Source organism: Streptomyces sp. PH10-H1, assembly GCF_030063355.1.
Classification (GTDB): domain Bacteria; phylum Actinomycetota; class Actinomycetes; order Streptomycetales; family Streptomycetaceae; genus Actinacidiphila.
In genome coordinates this window covers 1-21,959 of record NZ_JASISZ010000106.1, presented here as the reverse complement: position 1 = coordinate 21,959, position 21,959 = coordinate 1, and the positions used below count along the sequence as shown (strand labels likewise).

Genomic DNA, 21,959 nt, shown 5'->3' with positions numbered 1-21,959 from the left:
CCGTCGTCGTCACCGGACTGCTGCTGTCCTGCTGGGCGGCCGAGTGGCTGGGTCTCCACTTCATCTTCGGCGCCTTCCTGTTCGGCGCGGTAATGCCCCGTGGTCTCTCCCCGCAAGCCGCCGCCGTCCACTCGTCCTTCGCCCGGCGGACCAGTTCGCCGTAGTCCGTGGCGGAGCTGCCGCCCGCGATCCAGCCCGTGCCGAACTTCGCCGAGCGGCGCATCGCGGCGCGCGAATGGCCCCCGACGAGCAACGGGATGCCGTCGGGCCGGCCCGGGCGCGGGCCGATGCCGGGCACCGGTCCGGCGCCGTCCCAGGTCGCCCGCAGCTCGTCCAGGAGCACGTCCAGCCGCGGTCCCCGGTCGGGGTAGTTCGCGCCGGTGGCCGCGTAGTCGTCCTCCCGGCCGCCCGCCGCCACACCGAGGGTCAGCCGGCCGCCGGAGATCGCGTCGACGGTCGCTGCCTGTTTGGCGAGCAGCGCCGCCCCGCCCCGGTATCCGGCGATGAGGATGGTGCTGGCGAGCCGGATCCGGCGGGTGACCGCGGCGGCGGCAGCGAGGGAGACCAGCGACTCGAAGTTGTCGTACACCAGCCGGTCCAGCACGCCCAGGCTCGCGAAGCCCGCCGCCTCGGCTTCGCGCGCCCAGGAGGGCAGTTCGGTCCCGGACTTGTCCGGGACGGTGGTGGGAAGACCCAGTCCGATGTCCACGTCAGACCCCGCCGTCGACGTTGAGCGTGGCGCCGGAGATGTAGCGGGAGGTGTCACCGGCCAGAAAGAGCACCGCGCCGGCGACGTCCTCGGGCTTGCAGATCCGGCCCAGCGCGGTCATTCCGACGATGCGTTCCACCGCCTCCGGCGGCAGCCCGGCGCCCGGTTCGGTCTCGGTGAGGCCGGGGGCGATGGTGTTGACGCGGATGGACCGCGGCCCCAGTTCCTTGCACAGCGCCCGGGTGAGGCCGATCAGCGCCGCCTTGGACGCGGTGTAGTGCACGCCGCGCACCCGGCCGCGCAGGGCGACCGACGAGCCGATGTTGATCACCGAGGCACCGTCGGTGAGGAGATCGAGTACGGCCTGGGTCACCAGGTACGCCGAGGTGACGTTGTGGTCGAAGACGCGGTGCCACTCGGTCTCGGGGAGCTCGCCGAACCAGACCTGGCCGTCCACCCCCACGTTGTTCACCAGGACGTCCAGCGTGCCGAACGCCTCCCGGCACTGATCGGCGACCGCGCGGACGTCGGCCGCGTCGGTGACATCGGCCCGGAGCAGCAGATGGCCGTCGCCGAGCTCCTTCAGCTCCCGGGTGAGCGATTCGCTGTCCTCCCCTGTGCCCCGTGAGACCACCACGACGCTCGCCCCGGCGCGGGCGAAGGCCAGCGCCGAGGCGCGGCCGATCCCCCGGGTTCCGCCGGTGATCAGTACACGTTTGCCGGCCAGTCCCTGCTCCATCTCCTCCTCCTTCGGTAGAACTTCAGTAGGCGGCGTCAACCTCGTAGATCCCGAAGGGAACGGCGAGCCGGGTGTCGCGGTACGGCCGCAGCGGGGCCGTGTCACCGCGGTGCCCGGCTCCCTCCTCCCAGACACGGAACGCGGCCAGGTCCGCCCACCGGCTCATCACGATGACGCCGGTGGGGTCGACGGCGGACTGCAGCAGTTCGTTGCCGAGCATCCCCGGCACCTGCGCCAGCCGCTTGCTCACCAGGTGGTACGCCTCCCGGAGCGCGCTCTGCTCGGCCTCGTCGCGCGCCTGGTGATGGATCATCACCAGCACTTCACCGGGCATGGGCGGCACCCTCGATGTGCTCCACCACCCGCATCGTGTCGAACGTGGCGGAGGCGCGGTAGGCGTGCAGGCGCTCGCGGTGGGCGACGTGGGCCTTGCCGTCCTCGAAGGCGCGGAAGCCCGTCTCGTCGACCCAGTCGCTGACGATGTAGTACGTGTCCTCGTCGGCGGTGCTGCGGGCCAGCCACTGGCCGATGTTGGCGGGGTGGCCGGTCACCGCGTCGGTTCCGCTGCGCCACTCCTGCTCGAACTCGGCCGACAGGCCGGGCTTGATGGTCATTTCGAGCATCACCCGGAACGCTCCGCCGGCCATCAGGAGATCCCCCCGTCGACCGAGATGGTGGCGCCGGTGACGTAGCGGGACAGATCGCTGGCGAGCCACAGGATGGCCCCGGCGACCTCGTCGGGCAGGCCGAGCCGGCCGAGCGCGGTCTTGTTGCTGTAACGCTCCACCAGCAGGGCCTGCTGCTCCTCCGGCAGGGCGAAGAGCGCCTCGGTCTCGATCACTCCGAGCGAGACCACGTTGATCCGGATGCCCTGGGAGCCGAGTTCCTTGGCGAGCGAGCGGGTGAGCCCGATCAGCGCCGACTTCGTCGCGGTGTAGTGCGCGCGCAGCGGTATGCCTGCCTCGGCGCCCTTGGAGCCGATGCTCACGATGGAGGAGCCCGCGCGCAGCAGCGGCAGCGCGTTCTGGGTCACCAGGTGGGTGGAGGTGAGGTTGGTGGCGACGATGCGCTGCCACTCCTCGAACGGAAGCTTCGCGTAGGGGATGTGGCTGATGGTGCCCGCGTTGTTGACCACCAGGTCGAGGTGGCCGTACAGGCCGGCGGCCTGCTCCAGCAGGCCCGCGACCTCCGTGGGGTCGGCCACGTCGGCGCGCAGCACATGGTGGTCGCCGCCGATCTCCTTGAGCTCGCGCTCGAGGGTGGCGACCCGCTCCCCCTCCTGCAGATAGCAGGTGATGACATCGACGCCGGCGCGGGCCAGTTCGAGCACGATGCCGCGCCCGACACCGCGGGTGCCGCCGGTGACCAGCGCCTTCTTCCCTTTCAGACCGAGATCCATGAATTCCTCCTCGAAGAAGCCTCAAAGAAGCGTGGCCAGCGCCGCGCAGTTGGACAGCAGAGCGAGCATGGTGATCACGCTGCGCCGCCGGTTCCACAGGCCCCACTGGCTGCGGCGTTCGGTCGCGTCGAAGCCGGCGGGCAGGTTGTCCGGGTCGACGGTGCGGATCCACCGGTTGACGGGGACGTTCTTGGCGAACGAGATGACCACCGTGCAGAGCGCGAGCAGTGCCGCGGCGGTGAAGCAGGACCGTGCCCAGCCGTCACCGACGGTGGCGGCGAGCACGGTGTCGCCCAGCAGGGTGCCCAGGGTGCAGATGGGCATGTACGGGTCGTAACGGCCGGAGAAGAAGGCATGCGTCCGGACGTAGCCCTCGTCGGGCAGACCCGCGAGCAGCGGCCAGCCGCCGAGCAGCGTGCCGAGCATGCATCCGGCCGCGAGCCCGTTCATCAGCAGCACGAGTGGGATGAGGAGAGCGGGCACCGGTGACCTCCGGGAGTGCGTCCGCGGTTACTTCCGGGTGGAGGCAGCCTCGACCTTGTCCTTGATGAGCTTCATCTGGATGGCGGTGTTCCGGTTCAGGTGCGCGGTCATGCCGGCATCGTCCACGGGGGCCTGCGGCTTCATGTGGAAGTCCTGGACCCAGCGCATCCGCACGCCGTCGGGAGTCTCGGTGTACTCCCAGAAGATGTTCATGAAGTCGAACGGGCCGGTCTCCACCCGGTGGGCGCGCACGGTGCGGGTCACCGGGTCGGGCGTGCGCTCCGAGACCCAGCTCCACACCTGGCCGTCGTCGTCCGGGTGCATGGTGAGCCGGAACGTCACGGTCTGGCCGTCCTGCTCCAGGATCTCGGCCTTGGCGTACTCGCTGAACAGATCGGGCCAGTTGACCACGTCGTTGGTGGTGTCCCAGACCTCGTCGATCGGCGCGTTGATGACTATCTCGTTGTCGGTGTGCCCGGCCATCGCCACTCTCCCTTGTCTCTCGCCTTCGTCCCGTTCCGCCGTCAGGAGACGGAACGCCCCAGTACCAGGGCCGCGTTGAAACCGCCGTGTCCCCGGGCGAGGACCAGTGCGGTGCCCAGTGCGGCGGCCCGGGGCTCGCCGAGGACCAGGTCCAGGCCGTACCCGGGGACCGGTGAGTCCGGTCCGACCGTGTGCGGGATCACCTGGTCGCGCAGGGCCAGTGCGGCGGTCGCCACGTCCAGGGACGCGCCGCCTCCGTACAGGCGTCCGGTCAGCGTCTTGGGCGCCGTGACCGGCACACCGCCGGGCCCGAACACCGCCCGGATCGCCGCGGCCTCCGCCGCGTCCTGCTCCGGTACGCCGGAGGCGTCCGCGAAGATCACGTCCACCCCGGCCGGTGTCACTCCGGCGTCCGCGAGGGCCGCCTCCAGCGTGCGGCGCAGCGCCGGCGGGCGCTCGGAGCCGGGCGCCGGGTCGAAGCCCGCCGCATAGCCGAGCACCCGGGCGTAGCCGCCTCCGGCGCCGCGCGCCTCGGCATCCTCGGCCCGTTCCAGGATCAGCATCGCGCCGCCCTCACCGGGCACATAGCCGCTGGCCGCGGTGTCGAACGGCAGATAGGCCCGGTCCGGGTCACTGACGGTGGACAGATTCCCGGTGCTCAGCTGGGCGGTCAGGCCGTACGGGCACAGCGAGGCGTCCGTTCCGCCGGTCACGACCAGCCGGGAGGTGCCGCGCAGCAGCCGCCGGCTCTGCCCGATCGCGTCCAGGCCGCCGGCCTGTTCGCAGCAGAGCACCCCGCAGGGTCCGCGCATGCCGTGCCGGATGGAGACCTGGCCGGTGGTCGCCGCGTAGAACCAGGCGATCGACTGGTAGGCGCCGACCCAGGAGGGGTCGTGCTTGTACAGGTTCTCCATCTCGTGCTGGCCGAACTCGGTGCCGCCGGAGGAGGCCGCGGTGACCACGGCCATCTCGTACTCGGGCAGTTCGGCCGGGACGACCTTCGCGTCGGCCAGCGCCTCGGCGGCCGCGGCCAGGCCCAGGTGGGTCCAGCGGTCGGTCTGGGTGACCAGTCGGCTGGGAACCTGCGCCTTGGTGTCGAAGTCCGCCACCTCGCCGGCCAGTTGGACGGGATAGCTGCTGGGGTCGAAGCGGGTGATCCGCCCGATCGCCTGCTTCCCGGCCAGGACCGCGGCCCAGTGCTCGTCCACCGTCAGGCCGGTCGGCGCGGTGACGCCCAGCCCGGTGATCACCGGGGCGGCCGGCGGGCCTTGCGTCGCGATGCTCACCGTCAGCTCCTCTCGTACGGGACGGCGCCGGGCCTGGCCAGCACCATCGCGCTCTGGAAGCCGCCGAATCCGCTGCCCACGCTGAGCACCACATCCATGGCGTGGTCCCGGGCGGTGACCGGCACATAGTCCAGGTCGCACTCGGCGTCGGGGTTCTTCAGGTTCGCGGTGGGCGGGACGACCTGGCGGTCCAGGGCCAGCGCGCAGGCCGCGACCTCGATGGAGCCGATCGCTCCCAGCGAGTGCCCGACCATGGACTTGATGGAGCTGACCGGCACGTGGTAGGCGTGGTCGCCCAGACTCCGCTTGAACGCGGCCGTCTCATGACGGTCGTTCTGCTTGGTGCCCGAACCGTGGGCGTTGATGTAGCCGACGGCCGTCGGGTCGAGCTTCGCCTGGTCGAGGGCGACCCGGATGGCCTCGGCCATCTCGCGGCCCTCGGCCTTGAGTCCGGTCATGTGGAAGGCGTTGCTGCGGCCGGCGAAGCCGACGAACTCCCCGTAGATCTTCGCGCCGCGCGCCTCGGCGGCCGACTTCTCCTCCAGGACCAGGACCGCGGAGCCCTCGGCCAGGACGAAGCCGTCGCGGTCGCGGTCGAACGGCCGCGAGGCATGCTCCGGGTCGGCGTTGTTCGACGTGGTCGCCCGGATCGCGTCGAAGCAGGCGGCGGTGATCGGCGACAGCGGGGCGTCGGTGGCCCCCGCCAGTACGACGTCGGCGGAGCCCTCCTCGATCAGCTGCACGCCGTGGCCGATGGAGTCCAGTCCCGAGGTGCAGCCGGTGGAGACCAGCGCCACCGGGCCCTCGGCGCCCACCGCGTGGGCGACCTCCACGGCCAGGGTGCTGGGCACCATGTAGCCGTACAGGTGCGGTACCCCGTAACTGCTGTCCACGAGCCAGTTCTTGCCGCCGTCGCTGAGGGTGACGTACTCCTCCTCCAGGCCCATCGTGCAGCCGACCGCGCTGCCGATGGAGACCGCCACCCGCTCCGGCGGGAGCGCGGAGAGTTCGGCGCCGCTGTCCGCGAGCGCCTCGCGCGCGCACACCACGGCGAACTGCGCGGCCCGGTCCATCCGGCGGATCTGCTGAGGCGTCAGCCCGGCCGCCACCGGGTCGAAGTCCACTTCCGCGGCGACCTGGGAACGGAACGGCGCGGGATCGAAGAGAGTGATCCGCCGGGTGGCGGTGCGTCCGGCGGAGAGCTGGTCCCAGAATCCCTCCCGGCCCACGCTTCCCGGTGCCAGGACGCCGATCCCGGTGACCACCGCACGACGGCTCACGGGGCGCCACCCACATTCGGGTTGGGCGCCTGCGGGTTCGTCGGCTGCTCGGTGTCCACATGCCCGAGGTCGGGCCGGGGGGCCAGCGGGGAGAGGTGGAACGCGCAGTGCGCCTGGACCTCGCCGATGTTGACGAGCCGGTGGCGTACGCCGATGGGCACCAGCAGGGAGTCCCCCGGGCCCAGCTTGAGCGGCTCACCGTCCAGCGTCATCTCCAGTTCCCCGGTGATGACGTGGATGAACTCCTCGGAATACGGGTGGTAGTGCTCGGTCACGAACTCGGAGGGGTCCAGATACATCACTCCGCCGAAGCCGGAGGTCGAGCCCGCAGTCACGGGGCTGAGCGTGACCCGGATGTCGCCGCCGCGCTTGCGGTTGGGCGAGACCTCGTCCGCCGAGATCCGCACGGGGGGCTGCGTGGTCATTGGATCCTCCCCTGCTCGGGCGTCCACACGTAGAAGGGCACGGCCATGGCGTCCTTGGGCTCTTTCCAGTTCGGGTCGTACGGCGACACGCACTCCGCGAGCTTGCGGTTGATGTCGTCGTAGAGCGGGTGGCTGCGCGCCCGGTAGAGGCCGTCGGTGATGTCCTCGTCCGCCTCCACCAGGTGGAAGTACAGATCGTGGAAGGCGAAGAGGGTCCGCCGCGACACACCAATCATGTGCGGCAGATCCGACGCATCCGACTCCGCGAAGATCTTCGCGATGTCATCGGCCTTACCCGGCCGCATCTTCGCCACGATCAAAGTCCGGTGCACCTTCGACCTCCTTCGATACGAGTTGCTCGGACCAACAGCCGAAACCGTCACAGCAGGCTCTAAAGACCTGCTCGAATCGGGCTGCATCAGGAGTGGTGCAGGGGTTGTGTCAGGAGGGCTGCCTCAAGGCCGGGGGACGGGCCGGGAACGCGGAAGCGCTCCGTGCGTCCCGGCCGGCCGGGACGCACGGAGCGCCAGGAGAGAATGCGCGTCAAGAGGTGGTCAGGCCTTTGTCTCCAGGGTCTCCACGCTGAGCTGGAGAATGCTGCGCATGGAGGCGTTCCGGAAGAACGTGGCGAAGGCCTGCGGGGACGAGGTGTCCCGCTCCTCCAGCAGATAGGGAGCCAGCCGGTCCTCCGCCGAGTGCACACCCGGCTGGGTGGCCATATGCCGTCCCACCGACGCCAGGTCACCCTCGTAATGGATGACCCGGACCATCACATCGTCCTTGATGAAAAGCCCCGTGCCGAGAATCCGGCCGGCCTGCGTTCCGTCCACGGTCCGCGTGTCGGCCGTGTCCACCCGGTTGAAGTTCTCGAAGATCTTGGCGATCTCGTCCTCGTTCCCGGGCTTGACCCGGTAGACGATCGCGGCGTACGGCATCCGATTCCTCCCACAGATTCGATCTCGGTACGGGTCAGCTGCCCTGCGCCGGGCTGGTGTTGATCATCTTCAGCAGGATCCTCGGCGTTTCCGCCTCCACCACGGCGTCGTCCGAAAGGTCGATGCTGCGTTCCCGCTTGATCACGCCGGTCACCTGGAGCAGCGCGAGTGAGTCGTAGCCGAGTTCCATGAAGGGGGTGTCCTGGACGTCTCCGTCGAGGTCGACACCGTCGGGCTCGCCCGCGCATTCGCGCAGCTTCGCGGTCAGCTCCTGCAGAGTGAAGTCACTCATCCGGTTTCCTCTCCTCACTGTCGTGAGCCCGCTGAAGGACCCGGACGGCAGCGTGCCCACCGCTCCTCCAGAAGGACTTGAGCCGGAGTGGGACGCACCGGTAACGGCCCAGCGGTGCGCGACCGGCCTTCTAGCGGGGTTCGACGCGGCACGGCGATGGTCGGGCGATCCAATGTCCGGTCACTCCAAGGAGGATCATGTGACGACGACCGGAGACCTGCCCGCCACCGCGGAAGTGAGCCCGGGGCCGCTGATCCGGCTCTCCATCGCGGACTGCGGGGCGAAGGTGCTGCAGGGCGCGGTGCGCGTGGGCGTTTTCACCGCACTGGCGACCGGGCCTGCCACGGAGTCCGAGATCCGGGAGCGCACTGGTCTGCACCCCCGGTTCTCCGCGGACTTCCTCGACGCCCTGGTCGGACTCGGCCTGCTGGACCGGGAGAACGGCGCCTACCGCAACTCCGCCCTGTCCACGGCCTATCTGGTGGAGGAGACGGAGAGCTATCTGGGGGGATTCATCGAGCTGACCAACGAGACCCTCTACGACACCTGGGGACGGCTGCCGGACGCGCTGATCAGCGGCGAACCGCAGACCCTCGACCCGGACAAGGGCGGCTTCTTCGGCGACCGCCATGAGAACCCCGACAAGATGAAGCGGTTCCTCAAGGGCCTGGACGCGTTCAGCGACCGCATGGGCACCGAACTGGCCGCCTGCATCGACTGGAGCGGGATCTCCACCTTCACCGACCTGGGCGGCTCCCGCGGCAATCTCTCCTCGGTGCTCGCCCGTACCCACCGGCACCTCACGGGGGTCTGCTTCGACCTGCCCCGCACCCAGCCGCTCTTCGAGGAGCACATGGGCCGGCTCGGTCTCACCGACCGGGTGACCTTCCAGGGCGGCGACTTCTTCGCCGACCCGCTGCCCAGCACCGATGTCGTCGTCCTCGGCCACATCCTGCACGGCTTCGACAGCGAGCACAGCCTGACGCTGCTGAAGCGGATCCGGCAGAGCCTGCGGCCGGGCGGCCAGGTGCTCATCTACGACCGCATGATCGATGACGACCGGCGGGACTCCGACCGGCTGCTGAGCAGTCTGCACATGAAGCTCGTCAGCCAGAACGGCCAGGAGTACCGGGTCGGGGACTGCGTCGAGTGGCTCCATGAGGCCGGCTTCGCCGAAGCCGCCGCTCAGCCGCTGCTCAGCACCCACACCCTGGTGATCGGACGGACGGGAGAACGCAGTGGCTGACGAGAACGTGCCGGTGCTCGTCATCGGCGGCGGCCTCACCGGGCTTTCCGCGAGTGTCTTCCTGACCCACTACGGGGTGCGCTCGCTGCTGATCGAGCGGCACCCGGACACCTCGGGCCACCCCAAGGCCCGGGCGATCAACCCCCGCACCATGGAGATCTTCCGCGCGGTGGGCCTGGAGGACGCCATCCGGGCCGAGGAGTCGCCGATCAAGGACAACGACGTCCTGGTCCATGTCGAGACGCTCGCCGGCGCCGAGCGGGTGCGGATGCCCAGCGCGGCGCCCGAGGACATCAGCCGGATCAGCCCGGCCCGCTGGGCGATGATCGACCAGAACCAGCTGGAGCCGCTGCTGCGCAAGCAGGCCGTGGCGACCGGCGCGGAAGTGCGGTTCAGCACGCAGCTGGTGTCGCTGGAGGAGGACGTCGACGGCATCCTGGCGACGGTGCACGACCGGTCGACCGGTGTCACCAGCACGATCCACGCCGACTACGTGATCGCCGCGGACGGCAGCCGCAGCCCGGTGCGCCGGATGCTGCGCGTGCCCGACCGGGGCCGGGGCACCATCACCAATCTGGTGAGCTTCTTCTTCCACGCCGACCTGAACCCGGCGCTGGCCGGACGCAAGGTCATCGCCGCCTACGTCAACAACCCGGTGGTGCGCGGCACACTGATCCCCATCGACAACGAGAAGCGCTGGGTGTTCAACGTCTCCTTCTATCCCGAACAGGGCGAGGGGCCGGAGGACTTCACCGAGCGGCGCTGCCTGGAGCTGCTGCGCAGCGCGATCGGGATCCACGATCTCCCGGCGGAGATCGAGGACGGCAGGATGCTGCCGTGGGAGATCTCCATGCGGATCGCCGAGCAGTTCCGCGCGGGCCGGGTGTTCATCGCCGGGGACGCCGCGCATGTCATCCCGCCGACCGGCGCGTTCGGGGCGAGCACCGGTATCCAGGACGTGTACAACCTCGCCTGGAAACTGTCGCTGGTGCTGGCCCGGGCCGCGGGTCCCGGTCTGCTGGACACCTATGGCACCGAACGGCGTCCGGTGGCTCTGGAAACCGCCAAGCAGGCGGGGCTGCGCTTCGCCGTCAGGGAGGGCAAGCGGCTGGAGGACGTCGCGGACGAGCTCGTCGACGAGACGACGATGACGTTCGGCTACCGCTACCGGTCGGGCGCCTTCTCCCCGCACTTCGCGGAACCGGCGGGACCGCTGCTGGAGGACCCGGACCATCCGTCCGCGCAACCGGGTGCCCGGGCGCCGCATGCGATCGTCCAGGTGAAGGACGGCGGGGAGATGTCGGTCGTGGACCTCTTCGGCCGCGGCTTCGTCCTGTTCACCAGCGGTGCGGCCGACAGCCTGGCCGGGACGGCGGCGCAGGCCGCCGGCCGGCTCGGCGTGGACCTGGTGGCCTATCGCGTGGGGCCGGACGGCGATCTCATCGACCCCAAGGGCGACTGGGCGTCCCGCTACAAGGTGGGCGACGACGGTGCGGTCCTGGTACGCCCCGACGGATTCGTCGGGTGGCGCGCCGCGGGCGCGGTGCCCGGCACCGCGGATCTGGAGCGGGCCCTGCGCCAGCTCTTGGACCTCGGGGCGGGCTGAGCCGGCGGGGTAACGACCTGGTGCGCGATGGGGAGTGGATCAGGGAGCGGTGTCCAGTGGCTTCGATTGCAAGGCGGAGGAGGGAGTCCACGCGGAGCATCGGCGATCGACGACAACGCCGCAAGCGGAGTCGCGGGACACCGCGAGCCCGCTCCCTGTCGCGCACCAGGTCGTAAGCCGCCCCCGCCGGTAATGGCACCACAGACGGGAGCCGCGCCACTGCCCGGGACAGGCGGTGGCGCGGCTCTCCTGTGTCTCCTGCCCTCTCACACGGCGCGCGAGTGCGCCGCCCGGGAGAGCGCGTCGGCCAGAACCGCGGCCGGGTCGGCCGCACGACCGCGGCTGCGCCAGGCGATGAATCCGTCCGGGCGCACCAGCACGGCGCCGCCCTCACCGACCCCGTAGGACGTGGTGAAACCGGGGCCGGCCGGCTGGGCCAGCACCCCGATACCGGACCTCGCGGCCAATGGCGGCGCCGCCGCCAGCCAGGCGCGGCCGTCGTCGGTGGCGTCACTGGCCAGCAGCACGAAGTCATGGGCGATCAGGTCGTGCAGCGGAACGGGGCTGCCGCCGGGCCGGTCGATCATGAAATGCGGCGCCCGGGTGCCGGGCCGGCCGGTGGCCTGGTGCGGGTCCTCGAAGACCGCGCCGTCGTCGTCACCGTCCGGGTCGGCGAGTACGGCCACCGAGCGGTACCGCTGGCCGAACAGGACGGTCGGCTCGGGCCGGTGACGCGCGGCGATCTCCTCGTCGAGCCCGTTGCGCTGCAGATAGCGGATGACACCCTGCTCGACGGTGAACTCCGCGACCGGGAGACGCTCCGGCTCATAGCTGTCCAGCAGCGAGGGCCGGGCCAGTCCGCGCAGCACCAGAGCGAGTTTCCAGGCCAGGTTGTGGGCGTCCTGGATGCCCATGTTGCCGCCGAATCCGCCGGTCGGCGGCATCACATGCGCGGCGTCGCCGGCGAGGAAGACCCGCTCGTGGCGGAAGCGCTCCGCCACCTTGGCGGCGATCTCCCAGTCCTGTCCTGACTCCACCTCGACGTCGAGGTCCGGCACGCCGACCGCGGCGCGGATCAGGGCCAGGCAGCGGTCGTCGGTGTAGTCGGCGGCGGACTCGTCCGGCAGCAGGCTGACCGCCAGGCACCACCGGTGGGTGTGCGGGTCGAGCTGCCCGAGCACGCCGTGCACATCGGCGTTCTTGACGAAGCACAGGAAGAACTCGCGGCCCGCGACCAGGGCGGTCAGGTCCGCGTGGAAGATCATGATCAGTTGTCGGCCGAAGGCGCCGGGGCCCTCCGCCTTGATGCCCAGACCCTCCCGGATCGGACTGCGGTTGCCGTCCGCCGCGAACAGGTAGTCGGCGCGGACGTCGTGCTCCTCGCCGGTCTCCACCGAGCGGATCCGGGCGGTGACTCCCTCCTCGTCCTGGGTGTAGCTCACCATCTCGGTGCCGAATCTGATGTCCGCGCCCAGTTCCTCCGCCCGGCGCTTGATCACCGGCTCCAGGCGGTCCTGGCCGATCAGCGTCCAGCCGGTGGCGCTGACGCCCTGCGGATCGGCCGGGAACGGGCCGTCGAACCAGCCGAGTTCGGGCCCGGCCAGCGACTCGACCTGCATGATGTTGCCGTATTGCGCGTTGGGGGTCTCCGCGGCCCGTACGTCCGCCTCCAGCTGGAGTGCCCGCAGGATCTCCATGGTGCGCGGACTGGCGGCCTGGGCGCGCGGCTGCACCGAGACGGTGCGGTGGCGCTCCACCACCAGCGGCGGGAATCCCTGGTGCGAGAGGAAGAGTGCGGCCGACAGGCCCACCATGCTTCCGCCCACGACCAGCACAGGTGTCCGTTCCTCGGCCATGCACAGCCCCCTTGACAGGTAACGACCTGCCCCGCGGTCGTAATCGGTTGGGGCCCACTGAACGGCGCGGGGCTCGGTGCGCGGTGGAGCACCGCTCGGGACCGGATATCGGCCGCGGCCCGGATTCGACCGGTCTTCCAGTACCCGCCGAGACGCCCCTGCGACGTTCCGGGGACCTGACCGTGGTCCCACAGTCGAGAGAGGGATGAGCATGGTGTTGCTGCAAGTGCTGAGCGTCGCCGTGATCCTGGGCACCGGCATCGTCGCCGGGGTGCTGTTCGCCGTGGCGATCAGTGTCATGCCCGCATTGATCGCGATGCCGGTGGACCGATACATCACAACGCACAGACTGCTCGGCCGCCGTTATGACCACATCATGCCGTACATCGTCACGACCTCGGTGGCCGTCGACATCTTCGCGGCCGTCAGGACCGAATCCACCGCGAGCCGGCCGCTGTTCGCCCTCGCGGCGGTGTTCATGGTGGGTGTCGCGGTGGTCTCCCAGACCCGGAACGTACCGATCAACAACCGGGTGAAGAGCCAGGACGAGAACAACATCAGCCCGGACTTCCAGGACCCGCGCCTGCAGTGGCGCAACTGGCACGCGGTACGCACCACGTTCGCGATCGTGGCCCTGGTGCTGACCGCGGCGGCCGTGGCGGTGCTCCGGTGAGCCCCGCCGAGCGGCCCGTGATCGAACTGGGCCGGCCGGGCGATGAGGGACTGCCCGACAACGAGGCGGTGATCGCCGCGCTGTCGGCGCCCACCCCCGGCCCCATGGCGCAGCGGTTGCTGCTGCTGCACTTCACCGGCCGGCGCACCGGCCGCGCGTTCACCATCCCGGTGGGCGCCCACACCCTCGACGAGAGCCTGGTGCTGGCCACCTCGGGCACGTGGCGGCACAACTTCGCGGGCGGCGGGGACGCCGAGCTCACCTGGCTGGGGGAACGCCGGGCCGCCCGGCTGGACCTGGTGACCGACCCGGTCCGGGTCGCCAACGGCTATCTGCGGCTGATCCGGCTCTACGGTCCCGCCGCGCAGCGCCGGCTCGACCTCACCATCCATGGTGACCAGCCGCCGACGACCGCGGACCTGCGGGACGCCGTCGCGCGGTACGGGCTCAGCCTCATCGACGTGCGGCTGCTCACCCCCGGGCCGTCCGCTCCCGCGGATCCCGTAGCACCGGAGAGGACCAGGGCATGAGTGGAATCGTCGGCTGGGTCGACTACCAACGCAATCTCTCCGGCGAGGCGCCGGTGCTGCGCGCGATGGCGGACACCTTGAACCATCGCGGCGGCGACGGCGAGGGACAGTGGCTCTCCCAGCACGCCGGGCTCGCCCACCGCAGGTTCGCGGTGCTCTCCCCGTCCGACAGCGGGCAGCCGGTGATCGCGGACCATCAGGGTGAGCCGCTGGCGGTCGCCCTGCTGGACGGGTCGATCTTCAACTTCCGTTCGCTGCGCACCGAGCTGGAGGGCCGCGGGCACCGGTTCCGCTCCGGCGGCGACGCCGAGGTGGTGGCCAGGGCCTACCTGGAGTGGGGCAAGTCCTTCGCCAAGCGGCTGGAGGGCGCGTTCGCGGTGGCCGTGTGGGACGTCCTGCGGCAGGAGCTGCTGGTGGTACGGGACCGGCTCGGCATCAAGCCGGTGTGCTTCGCCCGTACCGGCCCCGACTCCACCTCGGGATTCGTCTTCGGCTCCGAGCCCAAGGCAGTGCTCGCCCACCCGAAGGTCGAACCCGTCGTCACCGCCGACGGGCTGCGCGAGGTCACCGCCCACGGGAAGAAGCCGGGGACCACGGTCTTCCGCGATGTGACCGAGGTGCGCCCGGGACACCTGGTGCGGGTGCACTCCGGCGGCGTCACCGAGGAGCGCTACTGGGAACTGACGGCCGAGCCGCACACCGACTCGCTGGCGACCACCGTGGACACCGTCCGCGGGCTGCTGTCGGAGTCGGTCGCCCGACACCTGGTCGCCGACGTCCCGATCGCCGCGCTGCTGTCCGGCGGCATCGACTCCAGCGCGCTGACCGCGCTGGCGGCCCGCTCGCTGGCGGCGGAGGGCCGCGGCGCGGTGCGCACGTTCTCCATGAACATGGTCGGTTACACCGAGAACTTCGAGGTCCACCCGACGATGCGGGCCACCCCCGACTCGCCCTTCGCGACGATGGTCGCCGAGCATGTGCACAGCGATCACACCGAGGTGCTGCTCGACACGGCCGCACTGTGCGACCCCAAGGTGCACGCCCAGGTCATGCGCAGCCAGGACACCCCCTCGCCGCTGGGCGACATGGACGTCTCGCTCTTCCTGTTCTTCCGGGCCCTGCGCGACCAGGCCAAGGTGGTGCTGTCCGGGGAGACCGCCGACGAGGTCTTCAACGGCTACTTCTGGGCGTACGACCCGAAGCACGCCAACTCCCAGACGTTCCCGTGGGTGAACTTCGAGCGCGGCCACGACACCGCGGTCGGCGGCCTGGGCACCGCGCTGCTGGACCGGGGGCTGCGCGAGCGGCTGGACTTCATCGGCTACGCGGACGGGCACTACCGCGAAGCCGTCGCCGAGGCACCGCGGCTGGCCTCCGACACCCCGGCCGAGCGCCGGGCCCGCGAGATCACCTACCTCACCCTCACCCGCTGGGCGCCCACCCACCTGGACCGGGCGGACCGGATGAGCATGGCGGCGGGGGTGCAGCTGCGGGCGCCGTTCTGCGACCACCGGCTGGTGGAGTACGTGTTCAACGTGCCGGCCGAGATGAAGCGGGTGAACGGGCAGGAGAAGAGCCTGCTGCGGGCGGCGGTCGCCGATCTGCTGCCGGAGCCGGTGCTCAACCGCCGCAAGAGCGCCTACCCGACCACGCAGGACGTCGAGTACGGCCGGTTCGTCCACTCGCGCTTCGTCGAGCTGGCGGCCGACTCCTCGGCCGCCGTCCAGCCGCTGCTGGACCAGGCGGCGACCAAGGCGGTCCTGGCCCAGGACACCACCCCCGAAGGCGCGTTCGCCTGGGTGGAGCGGGCCAATCTGGAGATGGTGCTGCAGTTGGACACCTGGCTCACCGAGTACGGGGTGCGGCTCGCGCTGTAGGACCGCACACGGAAGGGCCGGCGGCCGGAACTCTCCGACCGCCGGCCCTTCGCACTGTCGTCGCCGGTCTCAGGTGTCGACGCCGACCCGGGTGCCGTTGATCGCGTCCCCGGTGTGGCTGTACACCTGCGCGCCGGCCGCATCGTAGACCGCCACGTTCGCGGTGCCCGCCCAGTACGTGTCGGAACTGAACGTGCCATTCCCCCACATGTGCGACTGCCCCGTGTAGGCCCCGGAGGCCGGGTCGGTGTTCAGGATGTGGAAGTTGAAGACGAAGGTGTTCCGTCCGGTGGCCGACCAGTTCCCCATGCCGATGTTCTTGGTGGTGACATGCATGACCAGGACCAGGCCGTCCGGGGTGAAGGCGGTGAGCCCCGGCTGGAAGGTGTCGAAGTGCTGCACCTCGATGGTCCAGGCACCGGGCAGCCGGCGTTCGGCCGTGCCCGCCTTGCTCGTCGCCGTTTCCGCGCCGGCTGTCTGCGCGGCCGCTCCCGGGGCGGTCAGCAGGCCCATCGCGGCCATACCGAGGCCGAGCGTGCCCGCCGCGCCGGCCTTTCTGACGATGTCTCTCCGCGCGATCGCGTCCGTCATGTCCAGATCCCCCTGGGTGGCTGAAAGGTGCTGTTCCGGGTCCCGGCAAGCTCTCAGGGGCCACTGGAATTCGCATCGACGCGTACTGGAGTGCGAGGTCACCGGGGCTCGACCCACCTTCTAGGCGGCGCTGTCACGATCACCCGCGATGGCTCCGAAGAGGCCTACAAGAGGCACTGAAGTGGCCCCCAGAGGGAGAAGTCCTATGAGCGATGACCGGGTCCCGGTCCTGATCGTCGGCGGCAGCCTCGTTGGCCTGTCCGCGGCACTCTTCCTGGCCGGGGAGAAGATCCCCTGCCTGCTCGTCGAGCGCCATCCCGGCACGTCCGTCCACCCGCGCGCGGTGGGGTACTACCCGCGCACGCTGGAGATCCTGCGGAGCGCCGGCGTGGAGGAGACGGTGCTCCAGACCGCCGCGGGCTTCAAGGACCACACGCTGCGCGCCGGAATGGAGTCCCTGACCGGGAAGGTGTTCTGGAGCCGGGACGAACTCGCCGGCGGCGACGAACTCGAGGACCTGACGCCGAGCCGGATGGTGCTGCTGCCCCAGGACCGGCTGGAGCCGCTGCTGCGCAGCCGCGCCGAACTGCTCGGGGCCCGCACCTCCTACGGGACCGAGCTGGTCTCCTTCGAGGCGGACGAGTCCGGCGTCACGTCGGTCCTGCTCGACCGCGCGAGCGGCACCGAACGCACCGTGCGCAGCGACTACCTGGTGGCGGCCGACGGCCCGCGCAGCCTGGTGCGCGAGACGCTGGGCGTGCCGCGGCACGGACGCGGGGTGATCTCGCACCAGTTGAGCGTGGCTTTCACCGCCCATATGCGCGAAGCGCTGGACGGCCGCCGGTTCAGTGTTGCGCACATCCAGAACGACGAGGTGACCGGGATCCTGGTGCACGACGACACCCTCACCGAGGGCACCCTCGTCGTCGCCTACGACCCCGACGACGGCGACAGCCTGGACGACTTCACCGACGAGCGCTGCGTCCATCTGGTGCGGGCCGCTGTCGGCACACCGGACCTCGAGGTGCGCATCCGGTCCCGATTCCCGTGGGAGATGGCCGAGTTCGCGTCCGAGGAGTACCGGCGCGGCCGGATCTTCCTGGCCGGCGACGCCGCCCATGTGATCCCGCCGACCGGCGGCTACGGCTCCAACACCGGTATCGCCGACGCCCACAACCTGGCCTGGAAGCTCGCCTCGGTCATCCGGGGCACGGCGGGCGCCGGGCTGCTCGACAGCTATGACGCGGAGCGCCGGCCGCTAGGCGACTTCGTCGCCAACCAGGGTGCCCTGGAACTCGCGGTCCGTTCCAACACCGCCACCGACGAGCAGCGCGCGCAGATCGCGGAGCCGCTCGCGGTGACGATGGGGTATCGGTACGTCTCCGAGGCGGCGCCGGCCGGTGCCGGTGAGGAGGCCGCCGTCCCGCCCTCGGTCACCGACCCGCGGAGCACCGGCGGCCGCCCCGGCACCCGCGCGCCGCACCTGCTCGTGGAGAGCCAGGGCAAGGAGATCTCCACCCTCGACCTGTTCGGCGGCGGCTTCACCCTGCTCGCCGGGGAGAGCGCGGACCCGTGGTGCGCGGCGGCGGGGTCCGCCGCTCAGGAGCTGGGGATACGGCTCTCGGTCCACCAGATCGGCGGTTCCGCGGGCCAGGCACTGCGCCCGGTCACCGGTGACTTCGCCCAGGCGTACGGAGTCGGCCCGCAGGGCGCGGTGCTGGTGCGCCCGGACGGATTCGTGGCCTGGCGCAGCGACGGCGCGGATCCGGATCCGGCCGCCGGGCTCGGGTCTGTCCTGCGGCGGCTCCTCGCCCGGGTCAGCTGACCGGCCGGCGGGAGGAGATGACCGTGGCCGCCACGCCGGCCCCCCGCCACATCCGGGTGATGATGGCGGGGCTCATGGTCACGGTCTTCATGGGCATGCTCGACGGCCAGATCGTGGCCACCTCGCTGCCCAAGGTGGTCACCGACCTGGGCGGACTGAATCTGTTCGCCTGGGTGACCACCGGCTACATCATCGCCGCCAGTACGACCACCCCGCTCTCCGGCAAACTGGGCGACCTGTTCGGCCGCAAGCGCGTGCTGATGGTCTCCATCGTGGTGTTCATGGCCGGCTCGCTGGCGTCCGGGCTCGCCGGGTCGATGCAGCTGCTCATCGCCTTCCGCGTGGTGCAGGGCCTCGGTGCGGGCGGCCTGGTCACCGGCGTGCTGTCCATCATCGGCGCGCTGTTCAGCCCCCGGGAACGGGCCAGGTATCAGAGCTACCTCGCCATGGTCTTCGCCGTGGCGGCGCTGGCCGGCCCGGCGATCGGCGGTGTGCTGACCGACGGGCTCGGCTGGCGCTGGGTGTTCTTCATCAACCTCCCGATCGGGGTGGCGGCCCTGCTGGTGCTGGGGGCCTGGCTGCGGCTGCCTCCCTCCGGCCGGCGCGACCCGGTGGTGGACTACCCGGGCATCGCGCTGCTCAGCGGAGCGATCGTCACCCTGATCCTGTTCGCGAGCTGGGGCGGCTCCCGGTACCCCTGGGGCTCCCCCGTCATCGTCCTGCTGGGGACCGCCACGCTGCTGCTCGGAGCGCTGTTCACCTCGGTGGAGCGGCGGGCCGTGGAGCCGGTGATGCCTCCGCACCTGTTCCGTGACTCCACGTTCTCCCTCTGCGTGGCCGTCGCTCTCATCGGCGGGGCCGTCTTCCTGGGGTCGATCAACTTCCTGGCACTGTTCGTCCAGGGGGTCACGGGGGCCAGCGCCACCGTGTCGGGGCTGGTGCTGCTGCCGATGATGTTCGGGCTGGTGGTGAGCACCATGGTCACCGGCCAGGTGATCTCGCGTACCGGCTCCTACAAGTGGTTTCCGGTTGCCAGCATGGCGGTGGGGCTGGTGGGTGCGGTACTGCTGTCCACGATGACGGCCGGCACCAGCCGGTTCTCCGCGGCCCTGTACATGCTTCTGCTGGGCGTCGCCTCCGGTCTGTCCCAGCAGGTACTCATGATCGCCGCTCAGAACACCGCGCCCGCCCGCGACATCGGCACAGCCACCGGCACGCTGACCATGGCCCGGCAGGCGGGCAGTGCGCTGGGCCTGTCGGTGTTCGCGACGATCTTCTACACCCGGCTGGGCGACCGGCTTCCCCGTTATCTGTCCCCCGAGCTCCGCGCGGAATTGGGCACGTCGGGCGCACCGGTATCGCCCGCCACCACCCATGGGCTGTCCGGTCCACTCGCGCACGCGCTGTCCCGTGCCTACGCGGACGCCCTGTCACCGGTGTTCACCGCCACGGTTCCGCTGCTCGCCGCAGGGCTCGTGATGGCCCTGTTCCTGAGAAACGTTCCCTTGCAGAAAACGGACCGGAGCACGCCCGCCGCTCCGCGGACCGAAGCACACATGGCCATCGCCACCGAACCAGACAAGGACTGAACACATGCCAGCACCCCATGACTTCGACGTCGTCATCGCCGGCGGAGGCCCGGTGGGCGTATTCCTCAGCGCCGAACTACGACTGGCCGGCATCCGGAGCGTGGTGGTGGAACGCCTCGCCGAACGCAGCCCCCACTCCAAGGCGTTCGGCCTGCACTCCCGCTCGATGGAGGTGCTGGACCGCCGCGGCCTCATCGACCGGTTCACCGACGGCGCGCGTTCCTGGAGCAACGGCCACTTCGCCGGCCAGGACGTCTGGATCGACTTCAGCGTCCTGGACAGCAGCCACGCCTACGCCCTGCTGGTCCAGCAGACCAGGACCGAGGAGCTGCTGGAGGAGCACGCCCGGGAGTCCGGGGTGGACATCCGGCGCTCCCACGAGATCACCGGCGTCAGCCAGGACGAGGACGGCGTGACGGTCCAGGTCACCGGCGGCGGCGCGGACTACGCGCTGCGCGGCCGGTATCTGATCGGCTGCGACGGTGGCCGCAGTCTGGTCCGCAAGGCGGCCGGGATCCCCTTTCCCGGCCAGGGCGGGCGGGTCACCGCCCGGCTCGCGGACGTGGTCCTGGCCGACGGCGAGAACGCGCCGATGGGCATGGAGCGCACCGAGAACGGCCTGCTGTTCTGTGTCTCGCTCGAAGAGGGGGTGCACCGGGTCGCGACCTTCGACTACACCGAGGAGGGCCGCAAGAGCCCGGACGAGACGCTGACGCTGGAGGAGTTCCAGGACAGCATGCGCAAGGTCTTCGGCACTGACCTGGGGGCCCACGATGCGCGCTGGCTGTCGTGGTTCACCGACTCCGCCCGGCAGGCGGAGACCTACCGGCAGGGCCGGATCCTGCTGGCGGGCGACGCCGCCCACACCCACTTCCCGGTCGGCGGGCAGGGTCTCAACCTCGGTCTGCAGGACGCGTTCAACCTGGGGTGGAAGCTCGCCGCCGAGGTCAACGGCTGGGCCCCCGAGGGCCTGCTGGACACCTACAACGCCGAACGCCGGCCCCCGGCCGAGGGCGTCATCGGCAACACCCTGGCGCAGATCGCCCTGATGAACCCGGATCCGATCGTCACCCCGCTGCGGGACATGTTCAACCAGCTGATGGAACTGCCCGACGTGAACCGGTTCCTGGCCGGGATGATCGCCGGAGTGGATGTGCGCTACCCGCCGCAGGACGGGACCCATCACCGGCTGGTCGGCGACTTCGCCCGCGACATGGTGCTGCACGGCGCCGACGGCGACGACGTACAACTGGCGCACCTGCTGCGCCCGGGCAAGCCGGTCCTGGTGGACCTCTCCGGGCAGGCCGAGACCGGCGCGACGCTGGCCCGCTGGGCGGCCGCGGCGGACGCCGGCGACCGGGTGCGGTCATTCGCCGGCACCGCCGACGCGGCACCGGACCTGGCCGCGCTGCTGATCCGCCCCGACGGCTACGTCGCCTGGGCCGCCGACCGCGACGCCGCACCCGGCGAACTCGCGGACGGGCTGTACCAGGCCCTGTCGACCTGGTTCGGACATCCCGCTTCCTGACCTGCGCCCGACCCCGGCCCCCGGCCCCCGGCCCCCGCGCGAGCCTCTCGTGCGGGGGCCGAGCCGCGCTCCAGCCCCGCGAGAGCGCGATGGTGACCATAGGTGCCGGGGCCGTTCCCGGCCCGCAGCGGCGGGCACATCCCCGCCCGCCGATCACGCTTACCCTCGGAGGCCGCCCATGCCGTTCGCCGCCATCACCTACGACATCAAGGCCGGTTTCGAGAAGGAGATCGGGGAGATCTTCGGCGGGTTCCGCAGGGTCGGTTCCCCGGTGGTCAAGGGAGGGGACGGCGAGGAGACCACCCGGATCCTCGCTACCGCTGTCTTCATCAGGGACGCCACGATGGTCCGCGTCATCGAGTACGAAGGCGACCTCCAGGACGTCGCCCGCTTCATGGCGTCCCAGCCCGGCGTCCAGGAGGTCGAGCGCAAGCTCGCCCCATACCTCAGCCGGCCCCGCGACACCGGCACTCCGGAGGGCTTCATCGCCACCTTCAACCGGAGCCTGCTCACCTGCCTCACCCAGATCTCGTCGCGCGACGCGTCCTGATCCACGCCCCTGCCGCCACCGCGGCGTGCCGACAGGGCGGCGGCCCCGGATCCCCCC

23 protein-coding genes and 1 pseudogene are annotated in these 21,959 nt (G+C 70.8%); 9 read left to right on the top strand and 15 right to left on the bottom strand.

Annotated features, from left to right (window positions below):
* Positions 1 to 178: 178 nt before the first annotated feature.
* The 13 genes and pseudogenes from QMK24_RS37245 to QMK24_RS37185 form a co-directional block, all read right to left on the bottom strand.
* Positions 179 to 709, bottom strand: a pseudogene (locus QMK24_RS37245) (LLM class flavin-dependent oxidoreductase); the annotation flags it as partial.
* 1 nt (position 710) lies between these two features.
* Positions 711 to 1,448, bottom strand: coding sequence for an SDR family NAD(P)-dependent oxidoreductase (locus QMK24_RS37240; RefSeq protein WP_283471318.1), 738 nt, complete (start codon positions 1,446 to 1,448; stop codon positions 711 to 713).
* A 22-nt stretch (positions 1,449 to 1,470) separates the two neighbouring features.
* A complete protein-coding gene (locus QMK24_RS37235) occupies positions 1,471 to 1,782 on the bottom strand; it encodes an antibiotic biosynthesis monooxygenase family protein (protein ID WP_283471317.1) in 312 nt (103 codons plus the stop codon).
* Positions 1,772 to 2,095: an antibiotic biosynthesis monooxygenase family protein gene (locus tag QMK24_RS37230; protein ID WP_283471316.1), complete on the bottom strand. Its 324-nt coding sequence runs from the start codon at positions 2,093 to 2,095 to the stop codon at positions 1,772 to 1,774. Before QMK24_RS37230 ends, QMK24_RS37235 begins: the two co-directional genes overlap by 11 nt.
* Complete coding sequence (locus QMK24_RS37225; protein ID WP_283471315.1) at positions 2,095 to 2,847, bottom strand: SDR family NAD(P)-dependent oxidoreductase; 753 nt, start codon at positions 2,845 to 2,847, stop codon at positions 2,095 to 2,097. The genes QMK24_RS37230 and QMK24_RS37225 overlap by 1 nt, the downstream gene beginning before the upstream one ends.
* Positions 2,848 to 2,868: 21 nt before the next feature.
* Positions 2,869 to 3,330: an anthrone oxygenase family protein gene (locus QMK24_RS37220; RefSeq protein ID WP_283471314.1), complete on the bottom strand. Its 462-nt coding sequence runs from the start codon at positions 3,328 to 3,330 to the stop codon at positions 2,869 to 2,871.
* A gap of 27 nt (positions 3,331 to 3,357) precedes the next feature.
* Complete coding sequence (locus tag QMK24_RS37215) at positions 3,358 to 3,813, bottom strand: SRPBCC family protein (RefSeq protein ID WP_283471313.1); 456 nt, start codon at positions 3,811 to 3,813, stop codon at positions 3,358 to 3,360.
* Between the two features lie 41 nt (positions 3,814 to 3,854).
* Positions 3,855 to 5,099 (bottom strand): ketosynthase chain-length factor, encoded by a 1,245-nt coding sequence (locus QMK24_RS37210; RefSeq protein ID WP_283471312.1) that lies wholly within the window; start codon positions 5,097 to 5,099, stop codon positions 3,855 to 3,857.
* 2 nt (positions 5,100 to 5,101) lie between these two features.
* Positions 5,102 to 6,487 (bottom strand): beta-ketoacyl-[acyl-carrier-protein] synthase family protein, encoded by a 1,386-nt coding sequence (locus QMK24_RS37205; protein ID WP_502962507.1) that lies wholly within the window; start codon positions 6,485 to 6,487, stop codon positions 5,102 to 5,104.
* A complete protein-coding gene (locus QMK24_RS37200) occupies positions 6,376 to 6,804 on the bottom strand; it encodes a cupin domain-containing protein (protein ID WP_283471310.1) in 429 nt (142 codons plus the stop codon). Before QMK24_RS37200 ends, QMK24_RS37205 begins: the two co-directional genes overlap by 112 nt.
* The gene (locus QMK24_RS37195) at positions 6,801 to 7,136 is read right to left on the bottom strand and encodes a TcmI family type II polyketide cyclase (RefSeq protein ID WP_283471309.1); all 336 of its coding nucleotides are present in this window, start codon (positions 7,134 to 7,136) and stop codon (positions 6,801 to 6,803) included. The genes QMK24_RS37200 and QMK24_RS37195 overlap by 4 nt, the downstream gene beginning before the upstream one ends.
* Positions 7,137 to 7,358: 222 nt before the next feature.
* Entirely contained in the window at positions 7,359 to 7,739 is a 381-nt protein-coding gene (locus QMK24_RS37190) for a SchA/CurD-like domain-containing protein (RefSeq protein ID WP_283471308.1), read from the bottom strand.
* Between the two features lie 34 nt (positions 7,740 to 7,773).
* Complete coding sequence (locus QMK24_RS37185; RefSeq protein ID WP_283471307.1) at positions 7,774 to 8,031, bottom strand: acyl carrier protein; 258 nt, start codon at positions 8,029 to 8,031, stop codon at positions 7,774 to 7,776.
* A 199-nt stretch (positions 8,032 to 8,230) separates the two neighbouring features.
* On the opposite strand from QMK24_RS37185, the gene QMK24_RS37180 reads away from it, so the two are divergent.
* Both QMK24_RS37180 and QMK24_RS37175 read left to right on the top strand, forming a co-directional pair.
* Positions 8,231 to 9,277 carry a methyltransferase gene (locus QMK24_RS37180; RefSeq protein WP_283471305.1) on the top strand — a complete coding sequence of 349 codons (1,047 nt, stop codon included), beginning with the start codon at positions 8,231 to 8,233 and terminating at the stop codon, positions 9,275 to 9,277.
* Positions 9,270 to 10,883: an FAD-dependent monooxygenase gene (locus QMK24_RS37175; protein WP_283471304.1), complete on the top strand. Its 1,614-nt coding sequence runs from the start codon at positions 9,270 to 9,272 to the stop codon at positions 10,881 to 10,883. Before QMK24_RS37180 ends, QMK24_RS37175 begins: the two co-directional genes overlap by 8 nt.
* Positions 10,884 to 11,149: 266 nt before the next feature.
* Here QMK24_RS37175 and QMK24_RS37170 read toward each other — a convergent pair whose 3' ends face one another.
* Positions 11,150 to 12,739 carry an FAD-dependent monooxygenase gene (locus QMK24_RS37170; RefSeq protein ID WP_283471303.1) on the bottom strand — a complete coding sequence of 530 codons (1,590 nt, stop codon included), beginning with the start codon at positions 12,737 to 12,739 and terminating at the stop codon, positions 11,150 to 11,152.
* Between the two features lie 211 nt (positions 12,740 to 12,950).
* Between QMK24_RS37170 and QMK24_RS37165 the strand changes: the two genes are divergently transcribed.
* From QMK24_RS37165 to asnB, 3 genes are read left to right on the top strand one after another with little or no spacing between them, the layout of a single operon-like run.
* Positions 12,951 to 13,412: an anthrone oxygenase family protein gene (locus QMK24_RS37165; RefSeq protein ID WP_283471302.1), complete on the top strand. Its 462-nt coding sequence runs from the start codon at positions 12,951 to 12,953 to the stop codon at positions 13,410 to 13,412.
* Entirely contained in the window at positions 13,409 to 13,942 is a 534-nt protein-coding gene (locus QMK24_RS37160; protein WP_283471301.1) for a hypothetical protein, read from the top strand. The genes QMK24_RS37165 and QMK24_RS37160 overlap by 4 nt, the downstream gene beginning before the upstream one ends.
* Positions 13,939 to 15,819 carry an asparagine synthase (glutamine-hydrolyzing) gene (gene asnB / locus QMK24_RS37155; RefSeq protein ID WP_283471300.1) on the top strand — a complete coding sequence of 627 codons (1,881 nt, stop codon included), beginning with the start codon at positions 13,939 to 13,941 and terminating at the stop codon, positions 15,817 to 15,819. The genes QMK24_RS37160 and asnB overlap by 4 nt, the downstream gene beginning before the upstream one ends.
* A gap of 69 nt (positions 15,820 to 15,888) precedes the next feature.
* Here asnB and QMK24_RS37150 read toward each other — a convergent pair whose 3' ends face one another.
* Positions 15,889 to 16,410, bottom strand: coding sequence for a hypothetical protein (locus tag QMK24_RS37150; RefSeq protein WP_283471299.1), 522 nt, complete (start codon positions 16,408 to 16,410; stop codon positions 15,889 to 15,891).
* A gap of 205 nt (positions 16,411 to 16,615) precedes the next feature.
* Here QMK24_RS37150 and QMK24_RS37145 point away from each other — a divergent pair, with 205 nt between their 5' ends.
* The 4 genes from QMK24_RS37145 to QMK24_RS37130 all read left to right on the top strand — a co-directional run bounded on the left by QMK24_RS37145 (position 16,616) and on the right by QMK24_RS37130 (position 21,902).
* Entirely contained in the window at positions 16,616 to 18,235 is a 1,620-nt protein-coding gene (locus QMK24_RS37145) for an FAD-dependent monooxygenase (protein ID WP_283471298.1), read from the top strand.
* Between the two features lie 17 nt (positions 18,236 to 18,252).
* On the top strand, positions 18,253 to 19,824 hold the full coding sequence (locus QMK24_RS37140; RefSeq protein ID WP_283471297.1) for an MDR family MFS transporter: 1,572 nt from the start codon (positions 18,253 to 18,255) through the stop codon (positions 19,822 to 19,824).
* 4 nt (positions 19,825 to 19,828) lie between these two features.
* Complete coding sequence (locus QMK24_RS37135) at positions 19,829 to 21,352, top strand: FAD-dependent monooxygenase (RefSeq protein WP_283471296.1); 1,524 nt, start codon at positions 19,829 to 19,831, stop codon at positions 21,350 to 21,352.
* A 178-nt stretch (positions 21,353 to 21,530) separates the two neighbouring features.
* Positions 21,531 to 21,902: a SchA/CurD-like domain-containing protein gene (locus QMK24_RS37130; RefSeq protein ID WP_283471295.1), complete on the top strand. Its 372-nt coding sequence runs from the start codon at positions 21,531 to 21,533 to the stop codon at positions 21,900 to 21,902.
* Positions 21,903 to 21,959: the final 57 nt, after the last annotated feature.